A 26,999-nucleotide genomic window follows, 5' to 3' on the forward strand; every position below is an offset into this window, starting at 1 on the left:
TGGCTAGCTGTGCGCTGGCTCTTTCAGAGAGTCTGCGATTAGCGCAGGCGTATCGACTTTTTTAGTGACCGAGAGATCGCCGCCGGAGAGCTTGCGCAGGGCTACATAGAACACTGGTGTCAGGAACAGTCCGAACAGGGTTACGCCGATCATGCCGGTAAATACCGTAATTCCCATGGCGTTGCGCACTTCGGCGCCGGCGCCGTTGGCCAGTACCAGAGGCACCACACCGGCAATAAAGGCCACAGAGGTCATAATGATTGGGCGCAGACGTAGGCGGCAGGCTTCCAGTGCTGCCTCCACGGTACCCTTGCCGTCCATTTCCAGCTCACGGGCAAACTCCACAATCAGAATGGCGTTTTTACAGGCGAGCCCCATCAAAACTACCAGGCCTACCTGAACGAATACATTGTTGTCTCCGCCGGTTGCCCAGACACCAAAGAGTGCGGCCAACAGGCACATGGGTACGATCAGGATCACTGCCAGAGGCATCACCCAGCTCTCATAGAGTGCGGCCAGTACCAGGAACACCAGCAGCACCGCCAGCGGGAAGACCACCATTGCGGCGTTACCCTGGTTAACCTGTTGGAAACTTAGATCGGTCCATTGGATCTGCATACCCGGTGGCAGGGCCTGGCTGGCAACCTGTTCAACCGCGGCCAAGGCTTCGGAAGAGGACAGCATGCTGGGATCGGATTGGCCCATCAGGTCCGCTGCCGGATAGCCGTTGTAGCGGATTACCGGGTCGGGTCCGTAACTCTGGCGCAGGGTCACCATAGTGCTGATGGGCACCATTTCCCCATTCATATTGCGGGTGTAGAGGTTGTCGAGATCCTGCACTTCATCGCGGAAAGGCGCATCTGCCTGAGCAACCACCTGGTAGGTGCGACCGAACAGGTTGAAGTCGTTGATATACATGGAGCCGAAATACAGCTGCAGGGTGCCGAACAGGTCATCCATGCGCACGCCTTGGGCCTTGGCCTGCAGGCGGTCTACCTCGGCATCCATTTGCGGCACATTGGCTTGGTAGGAGCTGAAGGGATAGCTGAGGCCGCTGGCCTGGCTCAGGGCGCCGGCCAGCATATTGGTGGCATTTTGCAGCTCACCGTAGCCGGCACCGCGTCGGTCCTGAACATAGAGAGTATAGCCGGAGCCGGCGCCCAACCCGAAGATGGGCGGCGGCATAAAGGTCATGGCGAAGCCCTCTTTGATTTGTGCGATCTTGCCATTTAGTTCCGCGGCGATTTCCTGGGCGCTGCGTTCCCGCTCATCGAAATCGTCGAACAGGATAAATACGGTACCCACGTTGGGGGTGTTGGTACTTTGCAGGGCATTGAAGCCAACAAAGGCCGCAGCGTTGGCAACGCCCTCTGTTTCCAGGGCCAATTCACTCACGCGGCGAGCAACTGCCTCGGTACGATCCAGGGAGGCACCTTCCGGCAGGCGAATACTGCCCACCAGGTAAGTCTTATCCTGAACCGGAATGAAGCCGCCGGGCACCTGTTGGAACAGCACGAAAGTACCACCGAGCAATATCAGGTAAACCCCAAAAACGATACCGCGACGCTTAAGGCTGCTACCCACCACCCGCTGGTAGCGCTCGGAGTTGCGCTGGAAGAAGCGGTTAAACGGGCGGAATATCCAGCCGAACAAACGCTCGATAATGCGCGCGGGCATATCCGGTTTGGCACCGTGGGGTTTCAGCAATGTCGCCGCCAGAGCCGGAGAGAGAGTCAGCGAGTTGATTGCGGAGATAATGGTAGCGATAGCAATGGTAGTGGCGAACTGGCGGTAGAACTGGCCGGTGATGCCATCCAGAAAGGCCATGGGCACAAACACCGCACAGAGCACCAAGCTGATGGCGACAATCGGACCGCTTACCTCGCGCATGGCCTGGTGGGCGGCGGCTAAAGGTGTCAGTCCCTCCTCGATATTTCGCTCGACGTTTTCCACCACCACGATGGCGTCATCCACCACGATACCGATAGCCAGTACCATGGCGAACAGGGTCAATGTGTTGATCGAGAAGCCCAGCATCAACAGCACCGCAAAGGTACCGACAATGGATACCGGCACAGCCAAGAGCGGGATCAGGGAGGCGCGCCAGGTCTGCAGGAACAGGATCACCACCAGTACTACCAGCAGAACCGCTTCAAGCAGGGTCTTGATCACAGAGCTGATGGAAGTGCTGACGAATACGGTTGGGTCGTAGGCAACTTTCCACTCCAGGCCTTTGGGGAACTGTTGCCCCAGTTCTGCCATCTTCTCGCGCACTGCAGCGGAGACTTCCAGGGAGTTGGAGCCCGGGGATTGAAAAATCGGAATGGCGACCGCCTGACGGCCATTCAAAAGGGCGCGCAGGGAGTCCTGGGAAGAGGCCAGCTCGACACGGGCGACATCTCTCAGTCGGGTGATTTCGCCATCGCTGCCGGTCTTGAGTACAACATCGCCAAACTCCTCTTCACTTTCCAGGCGGCCCTTGGCGTTGATGGAAATCAGGAAGTCGGAGCCGTTTGGCATTGGGGAAGCGCCGATCTGGCCGGCGGACACCTGCACATTTTGCTCGCGCACGGCGCTGACAATATCGGCAGCAGTAATGCCTACGGCGGCGGCTTTCTGCGGGTCCACCCACAAGCGCATGGCGTAGTCACCGGAACCGAATACGGCGGCGAGGCCAACACCGGGGATACGTGAGAGCTCATCGCGGATATGCAATACCGCATAGTTGCGAATATAGGTGGCGTCGAGGCTGTCATCTGGGGAAATCAGGTGCACCGCCATCATCAGGTTGGGGGACTGCTTCTGCGTGGTTACCCCCTGGCGACGCACATCCTCGGGCAGGCGTGGTAACGCCTGGGAGACGCGGTTTTGCACTTGCACCTGGGCCTGATCGGGATCGGTACCCAGTTCGAAAGTGACATTCAGAGTGAGGGAGCCATCACTGCCGGCCACTGACTTCATGTAGATCATGTTTTCCACACCGTTGATGGCTTCTTCCAGCGGTGTGGCAACAGTTTCGGAAATGGTTTTGGGGTTGGCTCCAGGGTAGCGGGCACTTACTTGTACGCTGGGCGGCACAACCTCTGGATATTCGCTGACTGGTAATGATGGGATACTGATCAATCCCACTACAAAAATAATGATCGACAGCACCGAAGCAAAGATGGGCCTGTCGACAAAGAAACGGGAAAAATTCATACGCTGCTACCTGGGGAGCGGCTTTCAGGCCGCTCGGATTCCATTGATAGGGTTCGTTAGACGTTCGGTGCGCAAAACGCGGTGCCCGAAAGCAGTGGGCACACCTGGGCTCAGTGTCCGGCTGCTTGAGCGTTGGCGCCCTGGCTCTGTTGAGCGACCATTTCCGGGGCTACCGGCATGCCGGGGAAGAAAATCTTCTGCAGGCCGTTGACCACAATTTGATCGCCAGTCTGGAGACCGCTGCGGATTAACGTGCGCTCTCCCTGGCGGGGTCCCACTTCGACCGGGCGCCGCTCAGTGAGATTGTCCTGAGTGACCACATAGACATAGCGACGATCCTGATCGGTGAGCACGGCCTTGCTGTCGATCAGTACTGCCTGAGCCATCTCTTCGATGGGCATTTCTACGCGGGCGAACTGGCCCGGCTTAAAGGTGCCGTTGGGGTTGGCGACCACCGCGCGGAACTGGATGGTGCCTGTATGGCTGTTGAGGCGGTTGTCGATAAAGTCCAGCTGGCCCTTGTGCGGGTAGCCTTTCTCACCGGCCAGGCCAATATGGACCGGAGGCCTGGCACCGTCGTTGAGGAGGTTGCGACTGACGGCGAAAGTCTGCTCATCACTTTCGAAATACACGTACATGGGGTCTACAGAAACCAGGGTGGTCAGCAGGGTTGTATCTGCGTTGGCCAGATTACCTCGGGTCACCAGGGCGCGACTGACACGGCCGCTTATTGGCGCTGTCACCTCGGTGTATTGCAGGTCGAGACGGGCGTTTTCCACAGCGGCTTCGGCCGCATTCAGGGCAGCGCGCTCGGCATCCCGCGAAGCAATACGGCGATCGTACTCCTCTCGCGAGATAGCCTTACTGTCGAGTAGCTGCTGGGCGCGGCCGGCCTGCTTCTCACTGAAAGCCAGCTCACTGCGCACCCGCTGCAATTCCGCTTCGGCGGCGCGCAACTTAGCCTTGTATGGACGTTGGTCGATAGTGAAGAGCACATCGCCGCGCTCAACCAAGGCGCCCTCGGCAAAAGACACCCGGTCGATATATCCACTCACGCGGGGGCGGAGCTCTACGGTTTCCGGAGCGACGACACGCCCGGTAAAGCTGCGCCACAACGTAGTGGCTTCGGTACTCACCTGGGCGATTTCCACCGCCGGGGGCGGAGGCTGTTGTCCAGTGGGTTCACCGGAGCCGCAACCGGCCAGGACCAGTGCCGATAGGCCGAATAGTGTGGCGGTAAGTTTCTTCACCATAACGCGTGTACTCCCTTTGCTTCGGAAGAGAGGGTGTCGGGGCACTCCTCTCAGTTGGGAGGCAACTTTATAGGGGAGCAATAGGGGGGCGGTATCTGGTAACTATGGCTTGATTGCCTATTTCTATTTTTCTTTAGGGGGCAGGGCAATGATTTTGAGTTTTCTGACAATTACTTAGTACTGTATGTATAACTAGGTTTTTTGATTTTTAGTTATGTCATTACAATGATTTGACAGGTGCAGATCGCTTGAGGTTACCTATTACTGCACAGTGATTGCCCAATCCTGCAATCTCCCGTGATAGTTGCCTAAAACTCCGTATACTGTGATCCACCTTGTTTGATGCCGTCCAGGCCATACGGGCGCGAGGAAAAACTATGAGCAGTGAAGATAAAGCGCGAGCAGGAAAAGTCCCGGCTGAGCTAGAGCCGGCAAGGCAAAAACTCATTCAGACCCTGATGCGCCAGGCGCCAGAACAGGGCCTGACCGAGACCGAGCTAGATGGCCTGGCTTTAATTCGCTGCAACGAGCCGCTCGCCTGTGCCTCTTCAGTCTATGCGCCCTCATTAAGCTTTATCATTCAGGGCATTAAAACCCTGGAACTGGGGGACAGGGAAATTTCCTATATGCCCCTCAGTTATGTCGCAACCTCGGTGCATCTCCCTATTCTGGGACGAGTAGAACGGGCTTCTGAGGATGTCCCCTTTCTTGGAGTAAAGCTGACCATCGATCCCAATGAGGTGGCGGATCTGGTCTTGGAGCTGGGTGATAAAGCCCCCGGCATCGAGGCTGGCTACGATTGCCCCGAGGTCAGTTGTGGCCTTTGTGTGACCCAGATGGACCAGGGGATTCTCGATGCGGTGAGCCGTCTGGTGCACCTGGCAGAGAACCCTGTTGACGCGCAAATACTTGCGCCGATGGCGCGGCGGGAGATTATCTACCGGGCCCTTATGGGGGAGATAGGTGCGCGTATGCGTAAATTCGCTATGGCAGATAGCCAGGCCAACCGTGTGTCGCGGGTCATTGAGGTGCTCAAAGACCGCTTCTCTGAACCTCTGCGAATCAGTGACCTGGCCGAGCAGGCCAATATGAGCGAGTCCTCCCTGTATCACAGCTTTAAGCAGATCACCCGTATGTCGCCATTGCAGTTCCAGAAGAAGCTGCGCCTGCACGAGGCCCGCCGTTTGATGCTATCGGAAGGACTGGAAGCGGCCTCGGCCAGTTATCGGGTAGGCTATGAAAGCCCCTCCCACTTTAGCCGTGAGTACAGCCGCATGTTCGGCCTGCCGCCCCGTGCAGATGTGAGCAAGCTGCGCGGGGAGCTGCGGGTACCGGCTTAATCCGAAGTGGCATTGCCCTGCTTGAGGACAAACAGGCTACACCAGCCCTCAGGGCTAATATCTCCTTCCACCACAATACAGGCATTGGGCGGCGTAAATAGTTGGCAGTCCACGCACTTTTTGCCGTCTTTTGGTGTGTCCTGGTAGTTGACCGCTTCTTTGGTCGCCTTGATCTGGGCATTGGCCCTATCTGTGGCGATCAGTGTTGCCGGTAGAATTGCCAGGGCACCGCCGGACAACTTAATAAACTTTCTGCGGGAAATATTTTGATGGTTTTCCATTGGCAAAATTTCCAAAATGCTTTGCGATAGTCTTCAGCATTTCAGATTAGCCCGGTTTGGAATTTCTGCAGGGGGGCTGCTTTGTTGCAGAAAATAAGGCAAGTGAGAATCAATCTTATTACTTAATAAAAAGGCGGCACACAGTGCCGCCTTTTAGGGTTACATCAAATCAAAATCACTTTTTAGTGATAAAGATTTTACCCACCGACTTGTCACGGCTTTGGGCAATTACGCGAACCTTCAGACCGTAAGGCGTAATCGCGCGGCCAGCATCGGGGATCTCATCGCTGCTGAAGCTTCTGCGATCGCTGAAGACACGGTGCGGACGGTTGTGAATATCGGTCATGGTAATGCCGTACTCTTCCAAAAGATCCAGGTTCAGCTGCTGAGCCCAGTCGACACCAAAAGTGGCATCGTGGATCTGGTAGCGGGTGGAGGCTACGGAATCATCGCTCCACTTCAGCACCTGTTGGTCTGCATCCACTACGCCGAGGAAGCCGTCACCGGGGTGAATACCAACCCAGTTGTTGTCCTGGCTGGTGTCGGCATACCAAACCAGCAGGCCTTCGTTGTAGGTCAGCATTTGGCCGGCCACATTGATGTGTGCCAGGCCTTGGTCTACACCGCGGTGGGTGCGCCATTCCAGCAGGTAGTAGTGGTCGTGCAGATCGTAGCCGGGGTGGCGGCTGAAGCCAGTCAGGCTGAAGTCACTATCGCTCTCCGCATCGTCGAAGAGGGTGGCTTGGCCGTCGACATTGATCGTGATGTCATCGGCGAACAGGCCAGGGTTGGCTTCATAGGCATCGGTGATATAAGCGATGGACAGGTTGAACTGTTGGCCGGCGTAGGCGCTCAGGTCAAACTCGGCATCGACCCAGCCATCAGAGCTGCCGGTTATGCCGAAGCCAGGGTTTTGGCCGTTGGGGCTGGTATCGGTAGTGATATTACCGGGGATAGAAAGGAAGCCTTCTCCCAGGTCAACCATGACTGCACCGTAGTCCCAATCCTGCTCAATGTCGTACCACACTTTGAAAGTCAGGCTGGCACTCTGAGCATCGGTCAGATCGACTGGGATTACCATGGAGTTCTGCAGGTTGTTGTCACTGCCGCTAAAGTAAGCGTACTCACCGCTGCTGGGCACGGTGACGACCACTTCCTTTTGGGGGAGGTCGATACGGACCGCATCGTTATTGGTGCCCTTGTGTACAGCCTCATCCAACAAGAGTCGGATGCCGCGGCGAGGGATATCTTCCAGGGCGATGGTCTCGCCGTGCAGCCAGTTACCATCGTGGTTGGTCTGCAGATATTCCTTCGCCCAGGCAGAGAAGCCAGTGGGCTCGGAGCCGGGAATAATACCGGCCCAGCTGCCGCTGGACATCACCGACCAGGAGGAGATGGGTTCACCGCGGCCGGAGCCATCGGTATCGTATTCATCGGGCAGGCCCAGGTCATGGCCGTATTCGTGGCTGACAACACCGGCTGCCGCATCGGCAGGCTGTACGGTGTAATCGTAAGCCGCCATGGTGCCGCCCCAATAATCCACCTCTGCGGCAGTGCCCTCGATGGAGAAAACATCGCCGAGGTTCCAGCGGTGTGCCCAGATAGCATCTTCACCCAGTTGGCCGCCACCAGCCTCTTCACCCACGGAGGAGTGGAAGATCATGATGTGGTCAACCAGGCCATCGGCCTCCCAGAAGTCGCCATCGCCATCCAGGTCATAGCGGTCTTCGATATCGAAGTCGGCCAAATTTATGCTGGGGTCTGCCGCGGCGGCTTGCAGGGCTTCGCGCACCAGAGCGCGGGCATCACCATCTTCGTTATTGCCGTAGAAAGCCGCCGGCTGGCTGGCGGTGTACCAACCTGCAACAGAACCCTCTACCGAGTAGCTGTAGCCGGACTGCTGCCAGTAGAACTGCTGCATGGAAAGCAGGTTTTCACCTTGCGGGCCAGTGAAGCCCTGCTGGGAGAACAGCAGGTCAGCATAGTGCTGCGCGGCGTAGTCTTCGTAGTACATATCCGTTTCCCCAGGCTCGATGCTGTTATGGGGGAAATCGGGGAAGTCCATCAGGATGGCGAGAACTTTTGCAGTGCGTACTTCGCCTTCGTAGTTTTCAAGTTGAAGCGGGGCTGGTGCGCGGCCATGGCCATGAAAACGCCCCTTGCCTTTGCCTCTTCCTAATCTGGGATGCTTACCGCCACGGGCGTGCTTCATCATTTGTACCGTTTCACTGGACAAATCCTGAGCAAGACTTTGGTCTTGTTTGGCACGCTCTTTCAGGAACTGGTGCAAAGTGCGCTCGGCTTCGCCGATAGATGCATTTTTACTAATGCGGCCTGAACGCTTGAGCATGTCGATCAGCTTGGCTTCGTTTGCGATCACCAAGTCGATCTGATTACCACCTTGCATTTGAGGTGAGGGGGCAGCAGAGCTGTTCGCAGCCATCAGGCTGAGAGCAAGCGCGCTGACTGGCAGCAGACTATTAACTTTTAGCATTGATCCCTTCTTTCATTTTTATTTTAAAAAACGAACGGCTCGGCAGATATTTTTAAGTTGTGGGGGCACTGTGCCAGTGCGCTACCCGAACCGTATAGGCCGGCTGTAACTTACAGACGGCACATATAGTTCAACGAAGCAGGAGGAATGGGCCGCAATAAATTTTTTGTGATGCTTTTGGCAATTTATTTATTGGCCTATTGAGACAGTTTTTGTGGCGGTCAGGCAGGGAGTAGTCGCGCTTTCCTATAAGACAAATTTATTTAATTATATTTAATCTCTATTTTCTTCGTTTTTTGAAATAGAAACCTAAGGCTGTTCCTTCCAAGGCAGCCAAAGTGAAATTTGTAGCCCCCCTCCGCTGCGGTTCATTAATTGAATTCGGCCTCCATGAGCGTCGACAATTTCTCTACAAAGAGCGAGCCCCAGGCCCACCCCTTGCTCTTTGGTGGAGAAAAATGGTAGCAACGCCTGCTGCAAAACTTTTTCACTCATGCCACAACCACGGTCGGCAATAACCAGCTGTTGACCCAGGCCATCGGTTCGAATTGATAGTTCGATATCTTCGCTATTGGAACCCGCTTCGCGAGAATTTTTGATTAAATTGAGTAACGCTTGCTCGATCTGCACCGGATCAAAGTATCCAGGACGCTCAGGCAGTTCACCTTTTAAAATAAATTCCTGTAAGGGGGCGATACGTTCTGTAAGCTCTCTCCAATTCACTTGTTCACAGCTGGGAGGCGGTAACTTGGCAAAGCTGGCGTAACCCTGGGTGAACTCGGTGAGATGCTTGCAGCGTTCCGCAATAATATCGAAAACCTTTTCAAGCGCAGTGGCTTTATCTGGTTTGGCAATCAGCATCTTGCCTGAGTGGGCCAGTGAGGAGATGGGGGCCAGGGAATTATTTAATTCATGGCTAATCAGGCGAATCACTTTTTTCCATACTTCCACTTCAGCCCGGGTGAGCTCTTTCGTCATCTCGCGTAAAACAATCAGGCGATGCTTGTGCGCGTTGAGGACAAAAGTGCTGTTGCCGATGTGCATGGAATGGGTGCCATGACTGTCGGTAAAGTTAAACAGGCCGTTCTCCCATTTCTCAATGGCGTTGGCTATCTCTCCGGGGCTGTTTGGCAACAGCTGTTGCAGCAATAAACCCTGGATAGGCTTACCCCTATTGAGTAGCTTTTTAGCGCTGCTGTTGGAATAAATAATATGGTCACTTTGATCCACCAGGATCAAAGCCTGGGGCGAGCTTTGTATCACAGTGTCTAGTAGCAGTTCTCGCTGGTAAATGTGGGCACGCTCGCGTCTCAGGTGCTCTCCAATTTCGTTATACAGGTTTGTAATTTGACTCAGCTCTGTATCCCTTGGGGGCACTAGTGAAATAGAGAAGTCACCGTCGCGGAAGTTGAGCAATCCACCCTGCAAGGAGTTCAGAGTGGTGGTTAGGGGCCTCAAGACCCAGCGTATTAAAGTAATATTAACGAAAATACCCAGGATAAGACCCAGAGCCCAGGATGGCATGGAATGGAGGCCCAAACTGACCAGCAGCCACGACAACGTAGTGCCAATCAACAGGGCTACAGTAGTGCTGGCGAGAATACGCCCCTCGAGAGAGAAATTTTTGGACATCAATAGGGGATACCGTGTTTTTCCAAGCGGCGATATAGGGCCTGCCGGCTCATACCGAGTTCTCGCGCAGCTTGAGCGATGATGCCATTACAACTGGTTAGAGTCTGTTGCAACAGTTCACGGCTGGGCTCGAAATTGATCTCAGTCTTTTCTACCTGATGCTGTTGTGGCAAAGCCAATAGAGACTCATCGATGGTATCTCCCCGGCAAAGTACGGATGCGCGTTGCATGATATTTTGTAACTCGCGCACATTGCCGGGCCAGCGATAACGAGTGAGTGCAGTCACCGCCTGGGGAGAGAGCTTTTTAGAGGGATCGTTTTCCTGTAAAAAATTGATGGCCAGAGGCGCTATATCTTCAGGGCGCTCACAGAGGGGCGGTAGACGCAACTCAATCACATTTAGGCGGTAGAACAAATCCTGACGAAAACGGCCTTTTGCAATGGCCTGGGGAAGATCGCTATTGGTCGCACTGATCACCCGGACCTTGACCTTGCGGGTCTGGCTGCTGCCGAGGCGCTGGAATTCGCCGGTTTGTAGTACGCGTAATAGTTTTACCTGTCCACTGGCAGAGAGCTCACCGATCTCGTCGAGAAAGAGGGTACCGCCATCGGCAGCCTCGAAGCGTCCTTCGCGGGCTTTATTGCCCGAGCCGGTATAGGCACCTGGCTCGGCGCCAAACAGCTCTGCTTCCATTAGGTCTTCTGGTAGGGCACCTACATTGACCTTGATAAAGGGGCCTTCGCTCAGTAAGGAGTTTGCCTGCACAACTTCCGCTATTTTTTCCTTGCCGGCTCCATTTGGCCCGGTGATCAGCGCGGGTACATCGGATTTGGCCACCTGGGTAGCCATCTCCAGAAGTTGTTGCATCTTATCACTGCGGTAGATGATCTCGCGCAAGTCAAACTTACCCTGTAATTCGCTGCGGGCATTGATGGCCTTTTGCTGGGACGTTCGCTGTTGCTTTTGCAGTTCACCGAGCTCCAGCAGATTATTGATGGTGGAGATCAGTTTATTATCATCCCAGGGTTTGCCCAGGTAATCGGCGGCACCAGCGCGGACCAGTTCAACGGCCATTTCCAATTGTGTCCAGGCGGTCAAGAGGATGATAGGTAGATCCGGGTTGATTTCGCGAATGGCAAAAAATAGTTCGCGCCCCTCCTCACCAGAGGTGGTATCCGCAGTGAAATTCATATCCTGAATCACCAGGCTAATATCCCGATTCTCACGCAACAGCTGCAAGCCTGCCTGGGGGGTAATGGCGCAGAGCGGCTGCAAGTCATGTAATGACAACAGTATTTCCAGGGCCGTGACGATACCGCTGTTATCGTCAATAATAAGTATTTTATCCATAGGACCTAGGGCCAGCTTGTAAGCTGGCCATTATGCAATGAGTGGTGGTTAGGGGGAACTACTGCCGCTGGTGTTTAAATCCAGACTGTCGGTTAGAAGGTTAGTGTCAGAGGCTAGTGACCACTGTTGGCAGGTTGGTGGTCAAAACTCAAGACTCTAGCGAGCTTCCACTGCCCATCCATTTTTTTCCAGAGGTGGGTGAAATGTCCACTCTCGCGTAACACTTCGCTGTTATCAGCATTTATGCCATAAAATTTATGTGTACCGCTTTGAATGGCTCCGTAGTTGTTCATTGGGAAAATTTTAACACTATCGCTAATGAGTTCTCGGCGCGCTTTAATATCACTGCCAGATTTTTGTCGTTCACACATGCTGCTAATGCCATCGAGAAATTCACGTGCTGAGCTTGCGGTCTTACCCCACTTATCATGGTACATTTCAAAATCATCAGTGACGAGTTGACTCAGTTTGTTAATGTCGCAGCTATTGAAGACAGCATCAAACAGTTGTAAGTCCACAGCGGTGATTTCCTTTTCTAATTCCTCTGTAGCTTGAGGGCCGGCAACGATGGGATGTTGCTCGGCGATTGCTGTGGGTATGAAAATTGATATGGCTGTAAACCCTAGAGCCATTAAATAATTTCGCACAATAAATTATCCCTTTTTATTTACTATCTTGCTTTTCACCAAACTGGTGGTCAGCTAAAAAAGTCCGGCCACCAGTTAGAAATTGATTTTATACGCTGCGGGTGGCGGTAGCCGGGGAGATATTGGCTGCACGTAGTGCTGGCGCCAGTGCAGCGGCGAGGCTGACAACCAATACCAATAGAGCACAGATAGCGAGCGGTAGTAGGGTTAATACCGGCTGGGAGTAATCGCGCACCATATACTGATTAACGATTAGGGCTGCGGCACTGCCCAGAGCGATACCGGTAGCGGCAATCAGACTGTTTTCAATCAGGAAGTAGCGGCTGATATTGCTGCGGCTAGCCCCCAGTGCACGTCTAACACCTATTTGTTTGGCACGTTGGTTAATCCAGAAGATTGTCAGGCCAACAATTCCCAGTGCTACGATAAAGCTGAGCGTGGCTGCAACAATAGATAACACTTTTATCATTAAGTTATCCCCTGCATAACTGCGAGCGACATACTCTGAGAGCACTCTGGTTTTAATGACTCTTTGAGGGTCCCTTTCAGACAGCTTCTCAACTAAGGTCTTCAACACTTCATCGCGCTTTCCCGGCTCGGCACGTACTAAATAATTGACGTCCTGAGTATTTCTGACAATGGGGAAAAAGGCCACATTGCCTGCTTTTGACCAGTCCACCCAAGCGCCCAGATGCCGTTCGACAACGCCAATAATTTCTATTGGATGGGAAGTGTTGCCATCATAGAGGGGTTTCCCAACAGGATCTTGGTCTGGGTAAATTTTATCCGCGAATTGCTGGGTAATAACTGCGACATTGATATCCCGAATTTCACTCGGATCAAAATATTGCATTTCAGCACTGGTAAAATTTCGCCCCGCCACTAATTTTAAACCCAGGGTATTGATAAAGTTTGGGTCCGTATTGTAACGGTTAGAGACCTCTCCACCGACTTCCTGATTAGGTTGAGTGTAAAAAGTGCCCGCTGAACCTGACCGGGATAAAGGTATCTGGTTGGTAATGGTTGCATCTTTGACAAAAGGCAGTTTTCTCAGTAACTCCAAATCAGAAGATACCGCTCCAATCATGTCGTAGTTATTGGGGATCGCCATTACGTTGATGGCAATGATCTCCTCTACGGCAATACCGGTGGGCCTTTCTATCTTTGCAATACGATCTTTTACGATCACAACCGTGTTGCTGATAATTGCCAGAGTCAATGCAAGCTGCAGAGCGATCAGTAGGGCGGGCACTTTGTTACGCCAGAGGGCGGATAACATGGGTTTTAATTCAAGCATGACTCGTCCTTACTGGGTTTTCAGATAAATGGAGGGGTTAGTGCGACTGATACGCCAAGCTGGGTAAAGCCCTGCCAGCAGGCTTGCGATTAGCGCGAGTCCGATGGCTGCGATCACCATCACCCAATCCATCCTGGCGACGGTATCCAGTTGCCCCATCGCCAAATAACGGATTCCACTGATCCCTATAAAAGCGAGTAAAATACCGGCTATTCCACCGAGAATGCCGATAGTTGAACTTTCAATGAGGTGCTGGGTGAAGATGGCATTGCGGCTGGCACCAAGTGCTCGACGCACGCCCGCTTCGGGCGCTTTGCGCAGAAACTTGGCGAGCAAGAGAGCTACCGCATTGATCACGCAAACCAGTAGAAAGGCCAGAGATACCCAGCCCAAAATGCGATTATCATCGCTGAGAACTTCGTTGAGAACCAGCCATTCGGAAGGTTTGCTCAAGGCAAATTTTAATGGTCGCCCGAAGCGCCCCTGCTCCTTTTGTCCTTGAATATACGCGGTTAGGAAGCTCTCATACTCGGCTTTTTGTTCGTTATCGTCGAGTTCAACCCAAAATTGAATCCAAACGCTCTCACTTTGTAGGAAACCCTCGTAGCCTTTACCTTCTCCTTCTCCACTATTATCCCAGCCATTGGTGTTTCCCCAGCTGAAAATTTCCAGCTTGCGGTGGAGGCCAAAAGGCACGAACAGGGATTCAACTTCTGCAAAGGAGCTATTATTGACATCGTAAACTTTGGGTGAGGGCTCCCAGGTATCAATAACGCCTATAACGGTAAAAGGCTGGCTATTTAATATGACGGTTTCACCAACGCTATTTTTTCCAGAGAATAATTTTTCATTGGTGGCCTTGGACAACACCACCACCTGCATAGGTGAATTGTCCGCGCTCTTTTCCCAGGTGCCGCCGTAAATAAAAGGAACATCGAATAACCTGAAGAAATCGCGGGTGGTTACACGAATGTCAGCGGTATAAGGTCGGATTGCGGAATCTTCCAGTTTCACGGTGAAGCCATAGCGGTGCATGGCTACCTGGTGGGTGGGGATATCGGAGCGCAGCAGGGCTTGGGCATCTTTATAAGTCAGCTGCCAGGGAATTTCATTGGTGGTATTTGCGGCTTCATTAACATCCCAGCTATCGAGCTGTACGGCAAAGAGAACATCGTCTTTATGCTCAAGCGCGTTCTGCGACATCATATAGTTGAGGGTGAGCACTGTCATAGAAGCACCCACCCCCACCGCGATAGCCGCGACCATCAGTGCGCTTAATATTGGCGTACTGCGCAGACTGCGCAACGCCAGGGAAATATAGTATCCAATCATTACTGCAGGCTCCTTAAGCAGTAGCGGCTTCTGGTTGCTCGGTGACCGGGCGCAGATCGCACACCTGCCCATCCACAATCTGAATATTGCGATGTGCGCGGCGGGCCAATTCGGGATCGTGGGTGACCATTACGATAGTGGTGCCCCACTCATTGATAAACTCCAGTAGCTCCATAACCTGGCGCGCCATCAGGGAGTCGAGATTTCCGGTGGGTTCGTCTGCGAGCAGAAAACGTGGCTCACCGGCCAGAGCGCGGGCGATGGCGATGCGCTGCTGCTGGCCACCGGAAAGTTGCGCAGGCAGATGTTTGGCCCGGGCAGACAGGCCCACCTGTTCCAGGACCTTTTCGATGCGTTTACGGCGTTCTTTAGCGTTAAAGCCGCGGTAGCGCAGAGGAACATCAATGTTATCGAACAGGTTGAGATCGGGGATCAGGTTAAACCCCTGAAAAATAAAGCCGATTTTCTCGTTGCGCAGGCGAGAGCGCTGACGGTCATTCAGGTTGCTGACATCTTCACCATCCAATAAATATTGGCCACCAGTTGGGGTTTCCAGTAGCCCTGCGATATTGAGAAAGGTGGTTTTACCGGAGCCGCTGGGGCCCGTGACAGAGACAAATTCCCCTTCCTTTACTTCCAGGCTGAAGTCGCGCAGGGCGTGGGTTTCAATGGTGTCTGTGCGGAAACTCTTGCGGACGTTATGCATTTTAAGCATGGCGATGTTCCTTGTTTTTCACTGAATTTTTAAATCGTTGATTCATTGCGGAAGCAGAAAAGTCGTAGCTTGCGCGTGTTCACTATTTGGTTTGGTTTACTCTTTCAGGGCAACCAGCTGGGCCCTCTCCAATTCTTCGGAAGCGGAGATAATGATTTGATCCCCCTCTTGCAGGCCGGAAACGATTTCCACTTGTTTCAGACCCAATGCGCCAATTTGAATACCAACGCGTTCCGCCTGTTGTTGATCGTTCAGGCGAAACGCATAGCGACCGCCGCTCTGATCCAGGAAACCGCCGCGTTTCACCAGCAGCACATCATTGCGGTTCTCCAACAGCACACGGGCGGTGAGACGCAGGTTCTGACGCAGGTTTTGGGGCTGTCCCTCGCTAAAGCGCACCCGGGCGATGACTTGGTTATCGATAACCTCGGGGGAAATCGCGGTAATTTCGCCGGGCAGTTCACGCCCTCCCAGATTGATGGCCACGGCCATATTCAAGCCCAGGTCGTCGGCGTAGTTTTCCGGCACGGCGGCTTCTAATTCGAAGCTGGTGAGGTCCACGACGGTGATCAGTGGCGCATTGGCGGGCACTGCACTGCGCTGGGTGACGGCGAGGCTGCCGACAGTGCCGTTCACTGGAGAGAGAATCTGCAGCTCGCGCACACGGCGCTCCAACTCCTCCACTTGTAGTTGTTGTTGTGACAACTGCAGCTCCAGAGTCTGGGTTTCAAAGGTGAGGGACTCTTTCTCCAGCTCTGCATTTTGTACGGCCTGTTGGTATTCCAGCTGGGCGCGGGCCATTTCGTCCTTACTGCGCTCAAAATCGAGCAGGGAGATAATCTGTTTCTCCATCGAGAGTTCGGAGCGCTTCAACTCCCTTTTGGCCGCGGTGAGATCGACCTTGGCAAGGTCGGCTTTTTGCTGGTTCTCCATCTGTTGGCGCTTGGCCTGAATCTTCTGCCGTTGCAGTTGCACACCGAGCTGGTTAAGTTGTGCCTTTTCCTGGGCCAGCTGGTTGGAAAGCTCGGGGCTATCGACGGTGGCGAGGATCTGGCCGGCCTTTACGCTATCCCCGGCTTTCACGGAAAACTTCACGATACCCTGGGCGGGGCTGAATAGGGTGGGACTGTTGGCGGCGACGACCTTGCCCTGGACCACTAGGTCGCGTACCAAATCACCGCGTTCCACTTGGGCGATATTGATGCGCGACAGAGAAAGGGTGTTATCCACAGAGCTGGTGCTGTGCCAGGCGTTGATACCCCAGGTGAGGAAAGCGGTGGCCAGGCCGAGGCCGAGGGTGCTCTTAATTACTTTTGGATTCTTCCACAGCGGCACGGCTTCGATTTCTGTATCTTGCCTGGAAGTGTCTCTGATCATCTCGCTTTCCATTTCTCTTAATCGGGGCTTTTGCTTTTCCACTTTGGATGCAAAACATTTTCTATTCGGATGCAAACCCAAAAATATTGGTTTTGCCGAGTATTTAGCAAGGGCTGTGCCAACTTTAAAAATGCTTGTAACTCACTGATAAATAAGAACTTTTTAAGTTTCTGGGAGTGCGGGGCTTTTCCACGGGTGTCCGCAAAAAGTGTCCGCTGTCCGCTTTGTCCGCTAGCTCTATGAGGCCGGAGAAGAGGGATGAAGAAGAGGGATAAAGCTAGGGTTGGGGAGATTGAAGGCGAAGGTCGATCCGCTGAACCTTGGGTCTACAGTGGGGATTCATGCGGGGGAACTGTGCATGTGGTAGAGTGCGCGGCCTTTTTTTGATCAATTCAAATTTATTGCGTTTATGTTCCTTCCATCGCTGCTCTCATCGACCAAAGCCGACTGGTTCGGCAATATACGTCGCGACGTTCTCGCAGGCCTGGTAGTGGCCCTGGCCCTGATTCCAGAGGCGATCGCCTTTTCTATTATTGCGGGGGTGGACCCCAGGGTTGGACTCTACGCCTCCTTCTGTATTGCCGTGGTGATCGCTTTTGTGGGCGGTCGGCCGGGCATGATTTCCGCGGCCACGGGCGCCATGGCACTGCTGATGGTGACGCTGGTGAAGGAGCACGGCTTGCAGTACCTGCTGGCGGCGACGCTACTCACCGGGGTGCTGCAGATTATTGCCGGTTACCTCAAGTTGGGCAGCCTGATGAGCTTTGTGTCGCGGGCTGTGGTGACCGGATTTGTGAATGCCCTGGCCATTCTGATATTTATGGCGCAGATGCCCGAGTTGATCGGTGGCACCTGGGAGGTCTACGCCATGACCGCAGCGGGCCTGGGGATTATCTATCTTTTCCCCTATATTCCGGTGATTGGTAAAGCGGTGCCCTCACCGCTAGTGTGTATTCTACTGCTCACCGCAGTGGCTGTGACCATGGGTTTGGATATTCGTACCGTCGGCGATATGGGTGAACTGCCGGATACTCTGCCGATCTTCCTCTGGCCCGAAGTGCCGCTGAATTTTGAGACCCTGCAAATTATCTTCCCTTATTCCGCAGGCCTGGCCGTGGTCGGTCTGCTGGAGTCTCTGATGACGGCAACCATTGTCGATGACCTGACCGATACCAACAGCGATAAGAACCGTGAGTGTAAAGGGCAGGGGATTGCCAATATTGCTGCCGGTTCCCTCGGCGGTATGGCCGGTTGCGCCATGATCGGCCAGTCGGTAATCAACGTGAAGTCCGGCGGTCGCGGTCGACTCTCCACCCTGGTAGCCGGTATTGGCCTGTTGACCCTGGTGGTCTTCCTCAGTGACTGGGTGGCGGTGATCCCTATGGCAGCTCTGGTGGCGGTTATGATTATGGTCTCTATCGGCACCTTTGACTGGAGCTCCATACGCAACCTGAAACACTATCCGCTCTCCACCAATTTGGTCATGCTGGCCACTGTGATTGTGGTAGTGTGGACCCATAACCTGGCTTATGGTGTGTTTGTTGGGGTATTGCTGGCCGCGCTATTTTTTGCCAACAAAGTCAGCCACTTTATGTATGTAAGCAGTAAACTGGACGAGGCACAGAGTCGTCGTACCTATAAAGTGATTGGGCAGGTTTTCTTTAATTCCGCCGATAAATTCACCGCATCATTCAACTTCAAGGAAGTTGTGGATACGGTAGTGATCGACCTCAGCCGCGCACATTTCTGGGATATCTCTGCGGTGAACGCCCTAGACAAAGTTGTGCTGAAATTCCGTCGTGAGGGTGCTCAGGTAGAGCTGGTGGGGCTTAACCAAGCCAGTGAGACAATCGTCGACCGATTCGGCGTACATGATAAACCCGAGGAAATTGAACGGGTTCTTGGAGGACATTGATGGCCGTAAGCAACAGCGACAATAACAATAACCTCTTTAGTAATGGTGCTACACCGCCGTTGATACTCTCCTGTATCGACGGCTCCCATTATACCGGCGCAGTCTGCGATTATTCGGCCTGGCTGGCCGATAGCCTGGGTGCGCCGCTAAAGCTGTTGCATAACATCGAACGCAGTGAGGTGCCGGCGGTAACGGACTTCACCGGTAGCATCGGCCTCGGCAGCCAGGAAGAGTTACTGGAAGAGCTGACCGCGCTGGAACAACAGCGCGCGCAGCTGCTGGTGAAACAGGGCAAACTAATGTTGCAGGCCGCGCGCAGTCGCGTGGAGGCTGCCGGTGTGGAGCAGGTAATGAGTTGCCAGCGCCACGATAGCCTGCCCGAGTCCGTAGTGGAACTCGAGGATTCGATACGCGTGCTGGTGCTGGGTATTCGCGGCGAGGAGCATGCGGATTCGGAGCAGGGCCTGGGCGCACAACTGGAGACGGTGGTGCGTGCACTGCACAAGCCGATTCTAGTGGTCAACCGGGAATTTCAGCCGCCCAAGCGCATTATGCTCGCTTACGATGGCAGCGAAGCCGCGCGCAAGGCGCTGTCGCTGGTGGCAGAGAGCCCCCTGTTCCGCCAGTTGTCCTGCCATCTGGTGAATGTGGGACCTGCGGACGTGGCGGAGAAACTGCTGGCGCAGGCCAGCGCTGAACTGGATGCCGCGGGGCTGGCGGTTACTGCCAGCCACCTGGAGGGCAATCCGGTCGAGGCTTTGATTGCCTATCAGGCCGAACACCAGATTGATCTCACCGTGATGGGGGCCTTTAGCCATAATCGCTTGCGTGATCTGTTAATGGGGAGCATCACCGCCAAGATGCTGTTAAAAACCCGGCAACCCCTGCTGCTGTTGCGTTGATCATTGAAGCTCTGGGGCCGAGGCCTCAGAGCGCCAACACCGCCTCCCTGGGACTGGCGAACCAGCGCAGTGCTTCGGCATCTGCAGGCAGTGTTAATTCGCAGTAATGCGCCTCCGGTCGAGCTCGGCATAGCTCCTCCTTCGCAATCGCAAGGTAGTCGCTCAGTGTCCGCAGCGATTGTGGCTTCTCTTCTTCGTTTATTGCCCCTGCGAAAAAATCCATCTCTGCCAAGCTGACAACTGGGCCGAGTTTTTCTTGCTGGAAGCGCCAGACTCCCTGAGCCGTTTCGAAGGCGTAATAGGGCAGCAGCCTCCAGCCGTGCTGTGCGACTAGGGCAACTGCCTCTAGCAAGTATTCAAAGGTGTCATCGTCGATAAAATAATTGAAATTCAGCCGCACCCAGCCGGGCCGCAGGAGTTTTTGGCCCTTTACGATCTGCTTCTCTAAGGCGCGGCTGTGTTCCATATCGATGCCGAGCAGTGTGTGCCCATAGGGGCCGGCACAGGAGCAGCCACCGCGGGCCTGGATGCCAAACAGATCATTGAGTAGCGCCACCACAAAGCCGTAGTGCAAGTCCTTGCCCTGCCAGAGAATACGCAGCGAAGCGATGGAGAGGCGAGACGCCTGCAGGTTACCGAGAACTTCGATATTTTCTTCAAGAGACCAGCGCTGCAGGGCACGGCGAATAAAGTGCTCTTCACGCTTGGCAATTTCCTCGGTGCCCACCATCCCCTGCAGTTTGAAGACCATGCCGGCGCGAATGGACTCGACAATGGCGGGGGTGCCGCCCTCCTCACAGCGCTCCGGATCATCCAGGTAGCGGTGATCCTGCGGGGTGACATAGAACACCGTGCCCCCGCCGGGAGTCGCCGGTACAGAATTTTTTAGCAGCCGCTCGTGTACCACCAGAATACCGGGTGTACCCGGCCCGCCGACAAACTTGTGTGGCGAGATAAAGGCCGCGTCTTTATTCGCATCTTCACCATTGTCCCCAACTGCGCACATGTCGATCCCCACATAGGGCGCGGCAGCCGCATAGTCCCAGAAAGATAGGGCGTCGTAGCGGTGAAGCAGTTGGGTGACGGCCGCTACGTCGGTTTTAATGCCGGTCACATTGGAGGCGGCGGAAAAACTGCCGATCTTCACGGGACGCTTGGCGTAGATCTGCAACAGGGATTCCAGGTTGTTTAGATCCAGCTCGCCCTGCCGGTTCAGGGGAATAGAAACCAGTTCGGCGATGCTTTCCCGCCAGGGCAATTCATTGGAATGGTGCTCGTAGGGGCCGATAAAAACTACTGGCCGCTGCTGCTGGGGGATTTGCTCCAGTAGCTGGTGGCGCTTATCCAGGTCTGCAGGCAGACGCAAGTTGAGGATATCAATCAGCTTGTTGATCGCAGCGGTGGCACCGGAGCCGCAAAAAATGACCTTGTGCTCGGGGCCTGCGTTGACCGCGCGTCGAATCTCTTCCCGTGCCTCCTCGCGCAACGCACTGATCTGGGCACCGGTAAAGGAACTCTCGCTGTGGGTATTGGCGTAATAGGGCAGCACCTGCCGGCGGATGGCATCTTCGATAAAAGTCAGTGAGCGACCGGAAGCCGTGTAATCGGCATAAATCAACGGCCTCGGTCCAAAAGGGGTGGGAATAGGCATGCGATCGCCGATAACAGATGCGCGAATGTGCTTGATAAAAGTGGTCATGATTCTATTCCCTGTTGTTTAGGGCCACTCTAGGCCTTTAGCAGTGAAACAATGTGCCTATTTGTATGGTTTTTTATCTCAAAACCGAAACAACGTGCCGTAATAGCAGTTACTAGGGATCATTGTGTTGATATTTAATTATTTAGTGAGACGATAAGCTATTTGGTGGCCAGTGTGGGGGCAGGTATGGCAGCGGTGCTTAATCGGCAGGACAAACAGATTCTCGAGCTATTGCAGCGGGATGCGACGCTCTCTGTGGGAGATATTGCCGAGCAGGTGGGGCTTTCAAAATCCGCCTGCTGGCGGCGTATTCACAAAATGGAGGAGGAGGGCGTGATCGCCGAACGGGTGACACTGCTGAATCCTCAAAAACTCAACTTGCCACTGACTGTATACATCTCCATCCGCACCAATCAGCACAACGATCAGTGGGCTGCGCAGTTCGGTGAATTGGTGCAGGGCATCGCCGAGATATTGGAGGTGCATCGTATGAGTGGGGATCTCGATTACCTGATCAAGGCGGTGGTTACCGATATGCCCGGTTACGACCGCCTTTACAAGGAGCTGATCAAAGCTGACCTATTCGATGTGAGTTCCAGCTTTGTGATGGAGACCATGAAGCAGACTACCCGCCTGCCACTGACTTACGCTGGGGCGGTATGAGGGGTCAGTGGCCGTGTCGGCTTCGCCACCACTGCAGAATTTTGGCTTCTCCACGGGCCCGATCCCCTTCAGGAACTCGCATACTATTGCGTATTTCTTTCCAAGTATTGGAGTTGAGCCATAGGTTCAGGGCCAGTGCAATCAACATCGCCACTATGGCCCCTAGGCCTGCCAACAACATATCCTTCTGCGCATCCCAAATATCCCCCTGTGAACCGAGAAAGGCGATACCCAGTTCCGGGGAGACGGTGCGTGCCGCTTGCCACTCGATAATTTCATAGATGGACGAAAGGGCGAAGGTGACGTCCACCGGGAAAAAGTAAGCCCAAAAACCGCGCAAGCCCGCCAGGCGGATCAATATCTCTCGCACCGGGTAGGCCAGTAATAAGCCAAAACTGAAATGTACCAACCGGTCGTACATATTGCGCTCACTGCCGAGCCACTCGCCCATGGAGAAACCGAACGGTACCTCCGCGTAGGTGTAGTGAGAGCCGATGACATGCAGACACATAAACAGAGTGATGAGCGTGTAGGAAATCCTGGAGAGCGGAAATACCCGGGCGCTGAGCAAAATAACGGGTAGGGCTGCAAAGACCAGGTAGTTTTCCAGCAACCAGTCATCTGGATGCAGCGGCTGCCAAGCGGACCAACCCCAGGCTAGGGCGAAAACGGTCAGTAGAAACAGGTGGTACCAGTGTCGACGAAGACTGGACATAACTGCGGAACCCCCACTGCAGACAAGGTATTTCTGCGCCAGCATACACGATTGCGCGCCTCCTTGGATTCCTTGGGGTAACTCCTTTCACCCGGAGCTAGTGCAGGGCTGCTCGGTAGGGTAGCGCCTGGGTAATAAGTGCCTCCTCATCGAGCAGCTGGGAAAGCCGTTCCTCCACCGCATGGCAGGGAAAATACTCCAGCGCCAACTCCACAAACAGTTCGTGGTGGCGAGCCTCGCTTTCGGTGATTACCCGGTAGAAAGTTTTCAGTGGCCCCTCAGGTAGGGACCCGGCCACCAGGCCAAAGCGTTCGCAACCGCGCGCCTCGATAATGGCGGCGGTGAGCAGCCGGTCCATCAAGTATTCCTCCGGGCCGCGGCGAATCAGCCGGCGCAGGGCGTGGATATAGGGATCTTTCTCATCCGCTGCCTGATAGATGCCGCGTTCATGCATGATTTTGATGACCTGACGAAAATGGTTCATTTCCTCTAATGCCAGGTTCACCATGGCTTCCACCAGCAAGGGTTTGTCCGGGTAGTGGGAGAACATGGAGACGGCCATGCCGGAGGCCTTCTTTTCTGCAGCGGCGTGATCCTGCAGAAAACGGTTGAAATCCTTGAGCACTACCTCTGCCCAGGCCTTTGGGGTTTTATAACGAAGTTGCAACATGATGGATGACGGTAGCGACAAAGGGGCCAGTATACTGCCATCCATAGGAATAGCTTTCAGAGGGCTGAAGGAGACTTTAGCCGGTTAATCGGCGCTCGCGAAGCTCCCGCTCGTGAAGCGTGACGGTTCGCGCCTGCTCCAGGGTCATTCCGGCCTTGGCGTGAGGTGTGGGCTTGCCGTTGGCATCCAGTGCCACGAAGACAATCTGTTCCACTTGCACAATGAGTTGTTGGGTCTGCTTGCTGCGCACTTCACAGTGCACGGTAAGTGAGGTCTGGCCGATGCCAACCACCTCAAAGCCGAATTCCACGACATCGCCACAGCAGGCTGAGCTGACAAAGTCGATTTCTGACATGAGTTTGGTGACCAGCATGGGCGTGCCCATCTGGCAACCGGCAAAAATGGCGGCTTCTTCATCAATCCAGGCGAGCAGCTGACCGCCAAATAGGCGCTGGGCAGGATTCAGGTCGCCGGGTTTGACACAGTGACGGGAGTAATATTTCACGCTGACCTTCCTAACTTACTTTGGGTTTAACGCTTGATGGTAAGTATTTGCGCAGTGACCATTCGGGCTGGATGGCTCCAGTACTCAAACAGATAACTTCCGCATATAAAGTGTTTTGCACACAGCGTGCCAAGCCTGAGAAAGCTTAGTTGAGGCTTTTGGGTGAAACAGGCGCCTTAATAGGGGATTTGGGACACATCTCTGGCGCAAAAAAGATTTTAGTGCGCAAAAATAGTGCGTTAAGTCACTTTAAGGGCGTTTGGCCACTTTGGCCGCTGCTAGGGAGGTTCTGGACAGCGGGACCGCCTGGGGGGAAAGGTAACTATGGGACTCCCAAGCCACAACCATTAGAATGCCGAAACGGTGTGACTCTGGCGTCGCTGTGCTTGTTTTACACCACCGTTTTCCCCGATGCGCACCTCGCGTATCTGTGATCAAAAAACCACGATTCCCCAAGTGCATAGGGAGAGACTGTTAGGATGATTATCCAGCCGAAAGTTCGCGGATTCATTTGTACCAATGCCCACCCGCAGGGCTGTGCCGCTAATGTGCGTGAACAGATTGACTTCATCAAGTCCCAGCCAGCGATCGACAATGGCCCAAAGCGGGTCCTGGTCGTGGGGGCTTCCACCGGTTACGGGCTGGCTTCGCGGATTACCGCCGCCTTTGGCTGTGGCGCTAAGACCCTGGGGGTGTTTTTCGAAAAGCCGCCCACGGAAAAGCGCACCGCTTCCGCCGGTTACTACAATTCCGCGGCTTTTGAGGCCGAGGCGCACAAAGCGGGGCTTTATGCCAAGAGTATCAACGGCGATGCCTTTTCCGACGCCGTAAAAGCCCAGGCTGTCGAAATGATCAAAGAGGACCTGGGACAGGTGGACCTGGTGGTTTACAGCCTCGCTTCACCCCGCCGCACAGACCCCAAGACCGGTGAACTTTACAGCTCCGTACTCAAGCCTATCGGTGAATCCTATACGGCTAAAAACCTGAATACCGACAAGCTGGAAATTTCCGATATCACTGTCGAGCCCGCCAATGAGGAAGAGATTGCCAACACCGTGAAGGTGATGGGTGGTGAGGACTGGGAGCTGTGGATGCAGGCCCTGGGTGAAGCAGGCGTTCTGGCCGACAATTGCAAGACTGTGGCTTACACCTATATCGGTGAAAAGCTCACCTGGCCGATTTATGGTCACGCCACCATCGGCAAGGCCAAGGAAGATCTGGACCGTGCCGCCAAGGCGATTACCGACAAGGGCCAGGCCAACGCCAATGTTGCGGTGCTCAAGGCCCTGGTTACCCAATCCAGTTCCGCGATTCCGGTGATGCCGTTGTATATCTCCCTAGTCTACAAGGTGATGAAGGAAGAGGGGACGCATGAAGGCTGTATCGAGCAGCTCTACCGTCTCTACACTGAGGGACTCTATACCGATACCCCGCGTCTCGATGGAGACAATCGCCTGCGTATGGATGATAAGGAACTGCGCCCGGAGACTCAGTCCAAGATTGAACACCTGTGGCCGCAGGTAACGGCAGAAAACTTATTTGAGCTGACAGACTACAAAGGTTATCAGGCCGACTTCCTCAAGCTATTTGGCTTTGGCGTCGAGGGTATCGACTATGAAGCCGATACTAGTCCAATGGTAGAGGCGGAATTCCGCTGATATCTGCTGGGCTCAGGGAGAGTCCCTGTCTGCGGGGAGTAGCGCCGCTGCTCTCCGTTTTCTACACATTTAGAATTCCGTTATTTATTTTATTGTTTCGCCTTAAGGCCCTTGTGGCTTTTCCCTCTTTATTCTTTCCCTTAAGTTACCCGTGTACGCCCCTGTTTTCCTTTAGCGGCAAGGGGGCATAATCCTCATTTAGTTTTTGCGGGGGAAAATTCCATGGAATACCGCCAGCTCGGCACCAGTAACCTCAAAGTCAGTCAGATCTGCCTGGGCACTATGACCTTTGGCGAACAAAACAGCGCCGATGATGCCACTGAGCAGCTGGACTATGCCCTGGAGCAAGGGGTGAACTTTATCGACTGTGCGGAAATGTACCCGGTGCCCCCCCGGCCTGAAACTCAGGGACGAACGGAAGAGTATATCGGCAGCTGGTTGTCGGCCCGCGGTGGACGCGACAAGGTGATCATCGCCACCAAGGTGGCTGGGCGCGGCGAAGCCAACTCTGGGGTCGGGCATCTGCGTTCAGGTCCGAGGCTGAACCGCGAGCAGATCCTGAAGGCCTGTGATCACTCTCTCAAGCGGTTGGCCACCGATTATATCGACCTCTACCAAGTCCATTGGCCTGAGCGCTTGACCAACTTTTTCGGTCGCCTTGGCTACCAGCATGGAGGGGATGATGGCATCGCTATCGCCGAGACCCTCGATGCCCTGGAGGAGCTGGTTAAGGTGGGCAAGGTTCGCCATATTGGCATTTCCAATGAAACCCCTTGGGGTATACACGAGTACCTCAGGGAGTCGGTAGTTTTAGGCAAGCCGCGCATCGTCTCGATCCAAAATCCCTATAACCTGCTGAACCGCACTTTTGAGGTCGGCTGTGCCGAAATGTCTCTGAGGGAGCGATGTGGGTTACTGGCTTATTCGCCCCTGGCCTTTGGGGTGCTTTCCGGGAAGTATCTTGGGGGCAAAAAGCCTGCTGGTGCGCGCCTGACACTGTACGACCGTTTCCAGCGTTATGCGGGAGAACGCACGATGGCAGCAACCGAGGCTTATGTGGAGTTGGCGCGCCAGTTTGATCTGGACCCGGCGCAGATGGCTCTGGCCTTCGTCAATCAACAGCCGTTTGTGACCTCAAATATAATCGGCGCCACAACCATGGAGCAGCTGCGCAACAATATTGCCAGTGTCAATGTGATACTTAATGAGGAACTGTCGGCCGCCATTGAGGCTATTCACAGCGAAAATCCAAACCCGGCTCCTTAGTATCAATAGGCCCTAAATATGGGGTTGGGGATATCTATAATTGGGGAGAAAATTGCGTAACCGGCAAGGGAAAAACGATAGGGGAGCT

At 54.2% G+C, this 26,999-nt stretch carries 21 protein-coding genes; 6 read left to right on the forward strand and 15 right to left on the reverse strand.

The window, feature by feature from the left end:
* Positions 1–3: 3 nt before the first annotated feature.
* Positions 4–3,198: an efflux RND transporter permease subunit gene (locus ACJJID_RS01005; protein ID WP_444921098.1), complete on the reverse strand. Its 3,195-nt coding sequence runs from the start codon at positions 3,196–3,198 to the stop codon at positions 4–6.
* A gap of 110 nt (positions 3,199–3,308) precedes the next feature.
* Positions 3,309–4,451 (reverse strand): efflux RND transporter periplasmic adaptor subunit, encoded by a 1,143-nt coding sequence (locus ACJJID_RS01010; RefSeq protein ID WP_444921099.1) that lies wholly within the window; start codon positions 4,449–4,451, stop codon positions 3,309–3,311.
* 377 nt (positions 4,452–4,828) lie between these two features.
* Here ACJJID_RS01010 and ACJJID_RS01015 point away from each other — a divergent pair, with 377 nt between their 5' ends.
* On the forward strand, positions 4,829–5,791 hold the full coding sequence (locus tag ACJJID_RS01015; protein WP_444921100.1) for an AraC family transcriptional regulator: 963 nt from the start codon (positions 4,829–4,831) through the stop codon (positions 5,789–5,791).
* Here the strand turns inward: ACJJID_RS01015 and ACJJID_RS01020 are convergent.
* The 9 genes from ACJJID_RS01020 to ACJJID_RS01060 all read right to left on the reverse strand — a co-directional run bounded on the left by ACJJID_RS01020 (position 5,788) and on the right by ACJJID_RS01060 (position 16,918).
* The gene (locus ACJJID_RS01020; RefSeq protein ID WP_444921101.1) at positions 5,788–6,072 is read right to left on the reverse strand and encodes a high-potential iron-sulfur protein; all 285 of its coding nucleotides are present in this window, start codon (positions 6,070–6,072) and stop codon (positions 5,788–5,790) included. The two genes, ACJJID_RS01015 and ACJJID_RS01020, sit on opposite strands and share 4 nt — an antisense overlap.
* Positions 6,073–6,247: 175 nt before the next feature.
* Entirely contained in the window at positions 6,248–8,566 is a 2,319-nt protein-coding gene (locus ACJJID_RS01025; protein ID WP_444921102.1) for an immune inhibitor A domain-containing protein, read from the reverse strand.
* Positions 8,567–8,875: 309 nt separating this feature from the next.
* On the reverse strand, positions 8,876–10,198 hold the full coding sequence (locus tag ACJJID_RS01030; protein WP_444921103.1) for a sensor histidine kinase: 1,323 nt from the start codon (positions 10,196–10,198) through the stop codon (positions 8,876–8,878).
* Positions 10,198–11,550, reverse strand: coding sequence for a sigma-54-dependent transcriptional regulator (locus ACJJID_RS01035; protein ID WP_444921104.1), 1,353 nt, complete (start codon positions 11,548–11,550; stop codon positions 10,198–10,200). The genes ACJJID_RS01030 and ACJJID_RS01035 overlap by 1 nt, the downstream gene beginning before the upstream one ends.
* A 113-nt stretch (positions 11,551–11,663) precedes the next feature.
* Positions 11,664–12,197: a nuclear transport factor 2 family protein gene (locus tag ACJJID_RS01040; RefSeq protein ID WP_444921105.1), complete on the reverse strand. Its 534-nt coding sequence runs from the start codon at positions 12,195–12,197 to the stop codon at positions 11,664–11,666.
* Between the two features lie 88 nt (positions 12,198–12,285).
* On the reverse strand, positions 12,286–13,494 hold the full coding sequence (locus tag ACJJID_RS01045; protein WP_444921106.1) for an FtsX-like permease family protein: 1,209 nt from the start codon (positions 13,492–13,494) through the stop codon (positions 12,286–12,288).
* 9 nt (positions 13,495–13,503) lie between these two features.
* Positions 13,504–14,826, reverse strand: a complete 1,323-nt coding sequence (locus ACJJID_RS01050) for an ABC transporter permease (protein WP_444921107.1) — start codon at positions 14,824–14,826, stop codon at positions 13,504–13,506.
* 13 nt (positions 14,827–14,839) lie between these two features.
* A complete protein-coding gene (locus tag ACJJID_RS01055; protein ID WP_444883837.1) occupies positions 14,840–15,541 on the reverse strand; it encodes an ABC transporter ATP-binding protein in 702 nt (233 codons plus the stop codon).
* A 96-nt stretch (positions 15,542–15,637) separates the two neighbouring features.
* The gene (locus ACJJID_RS01060) at positions 15,638–16,918 is read right to left on the reverse strand and encodes an efflux RND transporter periplasmic adaptor subunit (protein ID WP_444921108.1); all 1,281 of its coding nucleotides are present in this window, start codon (positions 16,916–16,918) and stop codon (positions 15,638–15,640) included.
* A gap of 409 nt (positions 16,919–17,327) precedes the next feature.
* Here ACJJID_RS01060 and ACJJID_RS01065 point away from each other — a divergent pair, with 409 nt between their 5' ends.
* Both ACJJID_RS01065 and ACJJID_RS01070 read left to right on the forward strand, forming a co-directional pair.
* Positions 17,328–18,833, forward strand: coding sequence for a SulP family inorganic anion transporter (locus tag ACJJID_RS01065; RefSeq protein WP_152451629.1), 1,506 nt, complete (start codon positions 17,328–17,330; stop codon positions 18,831–18,833).
* The gene (locus ACJJID_RS01070; protein WP_444921109.1) at positions 18,833–19,735 is read left to right on the forward strand and encodes a universal stress protein; all 903 of its coding nucleotides are present in this window, start codon (positions 18,833–18,835) and stop codon (positions 19,733–19,735) included. The genes ACJJID_RS01065 and ACJJID_RS01070 overlap by 1 nt, the downstream gene beginning before the upstream one ends.
* 25 nt (positions 19,736–19,760) lie before the next feature.
* Here ACJJID_RS01070 and ACJJID_RS01075 read toward each other — a convergent pair whose 3' ends face one another.
* Positions 19,761–21,434 carry an aminotransferase class V-fold PLP-dependent enzyme gene (locus ACJJID_RS01075; RefSeq protein WP_444921110.1) on the reverse strand — a complete coding sequence of 558 codons (1,674 nt, stop codon included), beginning with the start codon at positions 21,432–21,434 and terminating at the stop codon, positions 19,761–19,763.
* A gap of 186 nt (positions 21,435–21,620) precedes the next feature.
* Between ACJJID_RS01075 and ACJJID_RS01080 the strand changes: the two genes are divergently transcribed.
* Positions 21,621–22,097, forward strand: a complete 477-nt coding sequence (locus ACJJID_RS01080; RefSeq protein WP_444921111.1) for an Lrp/AsnC family transcriptional regulator — start codon at positions 21,621–21,623, stop codon at positions 22,095–22,097.
* Between the two features lie 4 nt (positions 22,098–22,101).
* Here the strand turns inward: ACJJID_RS01080 and ACJJID_RS01085 are convergent, their stop codons facing one another.
* The 3 genes from ACJJID_RS01085 to ACJJID_RS01095 form a co-directional block, all read right to left on the reverse strand.
* Positions 22,102–22,812, reverse strand: a complete 711-nt coding sequence (locus ACJJID_RS01085) for a DUF2238 domain-containing protein (RefSeq protein WP_444921112.1) — start codon at positions 22,810–22,812, stop codon at positions 22,102–22,104.
* A gap of 97 nt (positions 22,813–22,909) precedes the next feature.
* Positions 22,910–23,482 (reverse strand): tRNA-(ms[2]io[6]A)-hydroxylase, encoded by a 573-nt coding sequence (locus ACJJID_RS01090; protein WP_444922588.1) that lies wholly within the window; start codon positions 23,480–23,482, stop codon positions 22,910–22,912.
* Between the two features lie 76 nt (positions 23,483–23,558).
* Positions 23,559–23,987 (reverse strand): acyl-CoA thioesterase, encoded by a 429-nt coding sequence (locus ACJJID_RS01095; RefSeq protein ID WP_152451639.1) that lies wholly within the window; start codon positions 23,985–23,987, stop codon positions 23,559–23,561.
* Between the two features lie 479 nt (positions 23,988–24,466).
* Between ACJJID_RS01095 and fabV the strand changes: the two genes are divergently transcribed.
* Entirely contained in the window at positions 24,467–25,645 is a 1,179-nt protein-coding gene (fabV, locus tag ACJJID_RS01100; protein WP_444921113.1) for an enoyl-ACP reductase FabV, read from the forward strand.
* Positions 25,646–25,867: 222 nt separating this feature from the next.
* A complete protein-coding gene (locus ACJJID_RS01105) occupies positions 25,868–26,911 on the forward strand; it encodes an NADP(H)-dependent aldo-keto reductase (RefSeq protein ID WP_444921114.1) in 1,044 nt (347 codons plus the stop codon).
* Positions 26,912–26,999: the final 88 nt, after the last annotated feature.

This window comes from Microbulbifer sp. CnH-101-G (assembly GCF_052466775.1).

Coding starts and splice junctions, on each gene's coding strand:
- ACJJID_RS01020 (WP_444921101.1), bottom strand. CDS start 6,072: ATGGAAAACCATCAAAATATTTCCCGCAGAAAGTTTATTAAGTTGTCC.
- ACJJID_RS01050 (WP_444921107.1), bottom strand. CDS start 14,826: ATGATTGGATACTATATTTCCCTGGCGTTGCGCAGTCTGCGCAGTACG.
- ACJJID_RS01005 (WP_444921098.1), bottom strand. CDS start 3,198: ATGAATTTTTCCCGTTTCTTTGTCGACAGGCCCATCTTTGCTTCGGTG.
- ACJJID_RS01085 (WP_444921112.1), bottom strand. CDS start 22,812: ATGTCCAGTCTTCGTCGACACTGGTACCACCTGTTTCTACTGACCGTT.
- ACJJID_RS01060 (WP_444921108.1), bottom strand. CDS start 16,918: ATGATCAGAGACACTTCCAGGCAAGATACAGAAATCGAAGCCGTGCCG.
- ACJJID_RS01055 (WP_444883837.1), bottom strand. CDS start 15,541: ATGCTTAAAATGCATAACGTCCGCAAGAGTTTCCGCACAGACACCATT.
- ACJJID_RS01045 (WP_444921106.1), bottom strand. CDS start 13,494: ATGCTTGAATTAAAACCCATGTTATCCGCCCTCTGGCGTAACAAAGTG.
- ACJJID_RS01065 (WP_152451629.1), top strand. CDS start 17,328: ATGTTCCTTCCATCGCTGCTCTCATCGACCAAAGCCGACTGGTTCGGC.
- ACJJID_RS01025 (WP_444921102.1), bottom strand. CDS start 8,566: ATGCTAAAAGTTAATAGTCTGCTGCCAGTCAGCGCGCTTGCTCTCAGC.
- ACJJID_RS01090 (WP_444922588.1), bottom strand. CDS start 23,482: ATGTTGCAACTTCGTTATAAAACCCCAAAGGCCTGGGCAGAGGTAGTG.
- ACJJID_RS01080 (WP_444921111.1), top strand. CDS start 21,621: ATGGCAGCGGTGCTTAATCGGCAGGACAAACAGATTCTCGAGCTATTG.
- ACJJID_RS01010 (WP_444921099.1), bottom strand. CDS start 4,451: ATGGTGAAGAAACTTACCGCCACACTATTCGGCCTATCGGCACTGGTC.
- fabV (WP_444921113.1), top strand. CDS start 24,467: ATGATTATCCAGCCGAAAGTTCGCGGATTCATTTGTACCAATGCCCAC.
- ACJJID_RS01015 (WP_444921100.1), top strand. CDS start 4,829: ATGAGCAGTGAAGATAAAGCGCGAGCAGGAAAAGTCCCGGCTGAGCTA.
- ACJJID_RS01105 (WP_444921114.1), top strand. CDS start 25,868: ATGGAATACCGCCAGCTCGGCACCAGTAACCTCAAAGTCAGTCAGATC.
- ACJJID_RS01030 (WP_444921103.1), bottom strand. CDS start 10,198: ATGTCCAAAAATTTCTCTCTCGAGGGGCGTATTCTCGCCAGCACTACT.
- ACJJID_RS01070 (WP_444921109.1), top strand. CDS start 18,833: ATGGCCGTAAGCAACAGCGACAATAACAATAACCTCTTTAGTAATGGT.
- ACJJID_RS01035 (WP_444921104.1), bottom strand. CDS start 11,550: ATGGATAAAATACTTATTATTGACGATAACAGCGGTATCGTCACGGCC.
- ACJJID_RS01075 (WP_444921110.1), bottom strand. CDS start 21,434: ATGACCACTTTTATCAAGCACATTCGCGCATCTGTTATCGGCGATCGC.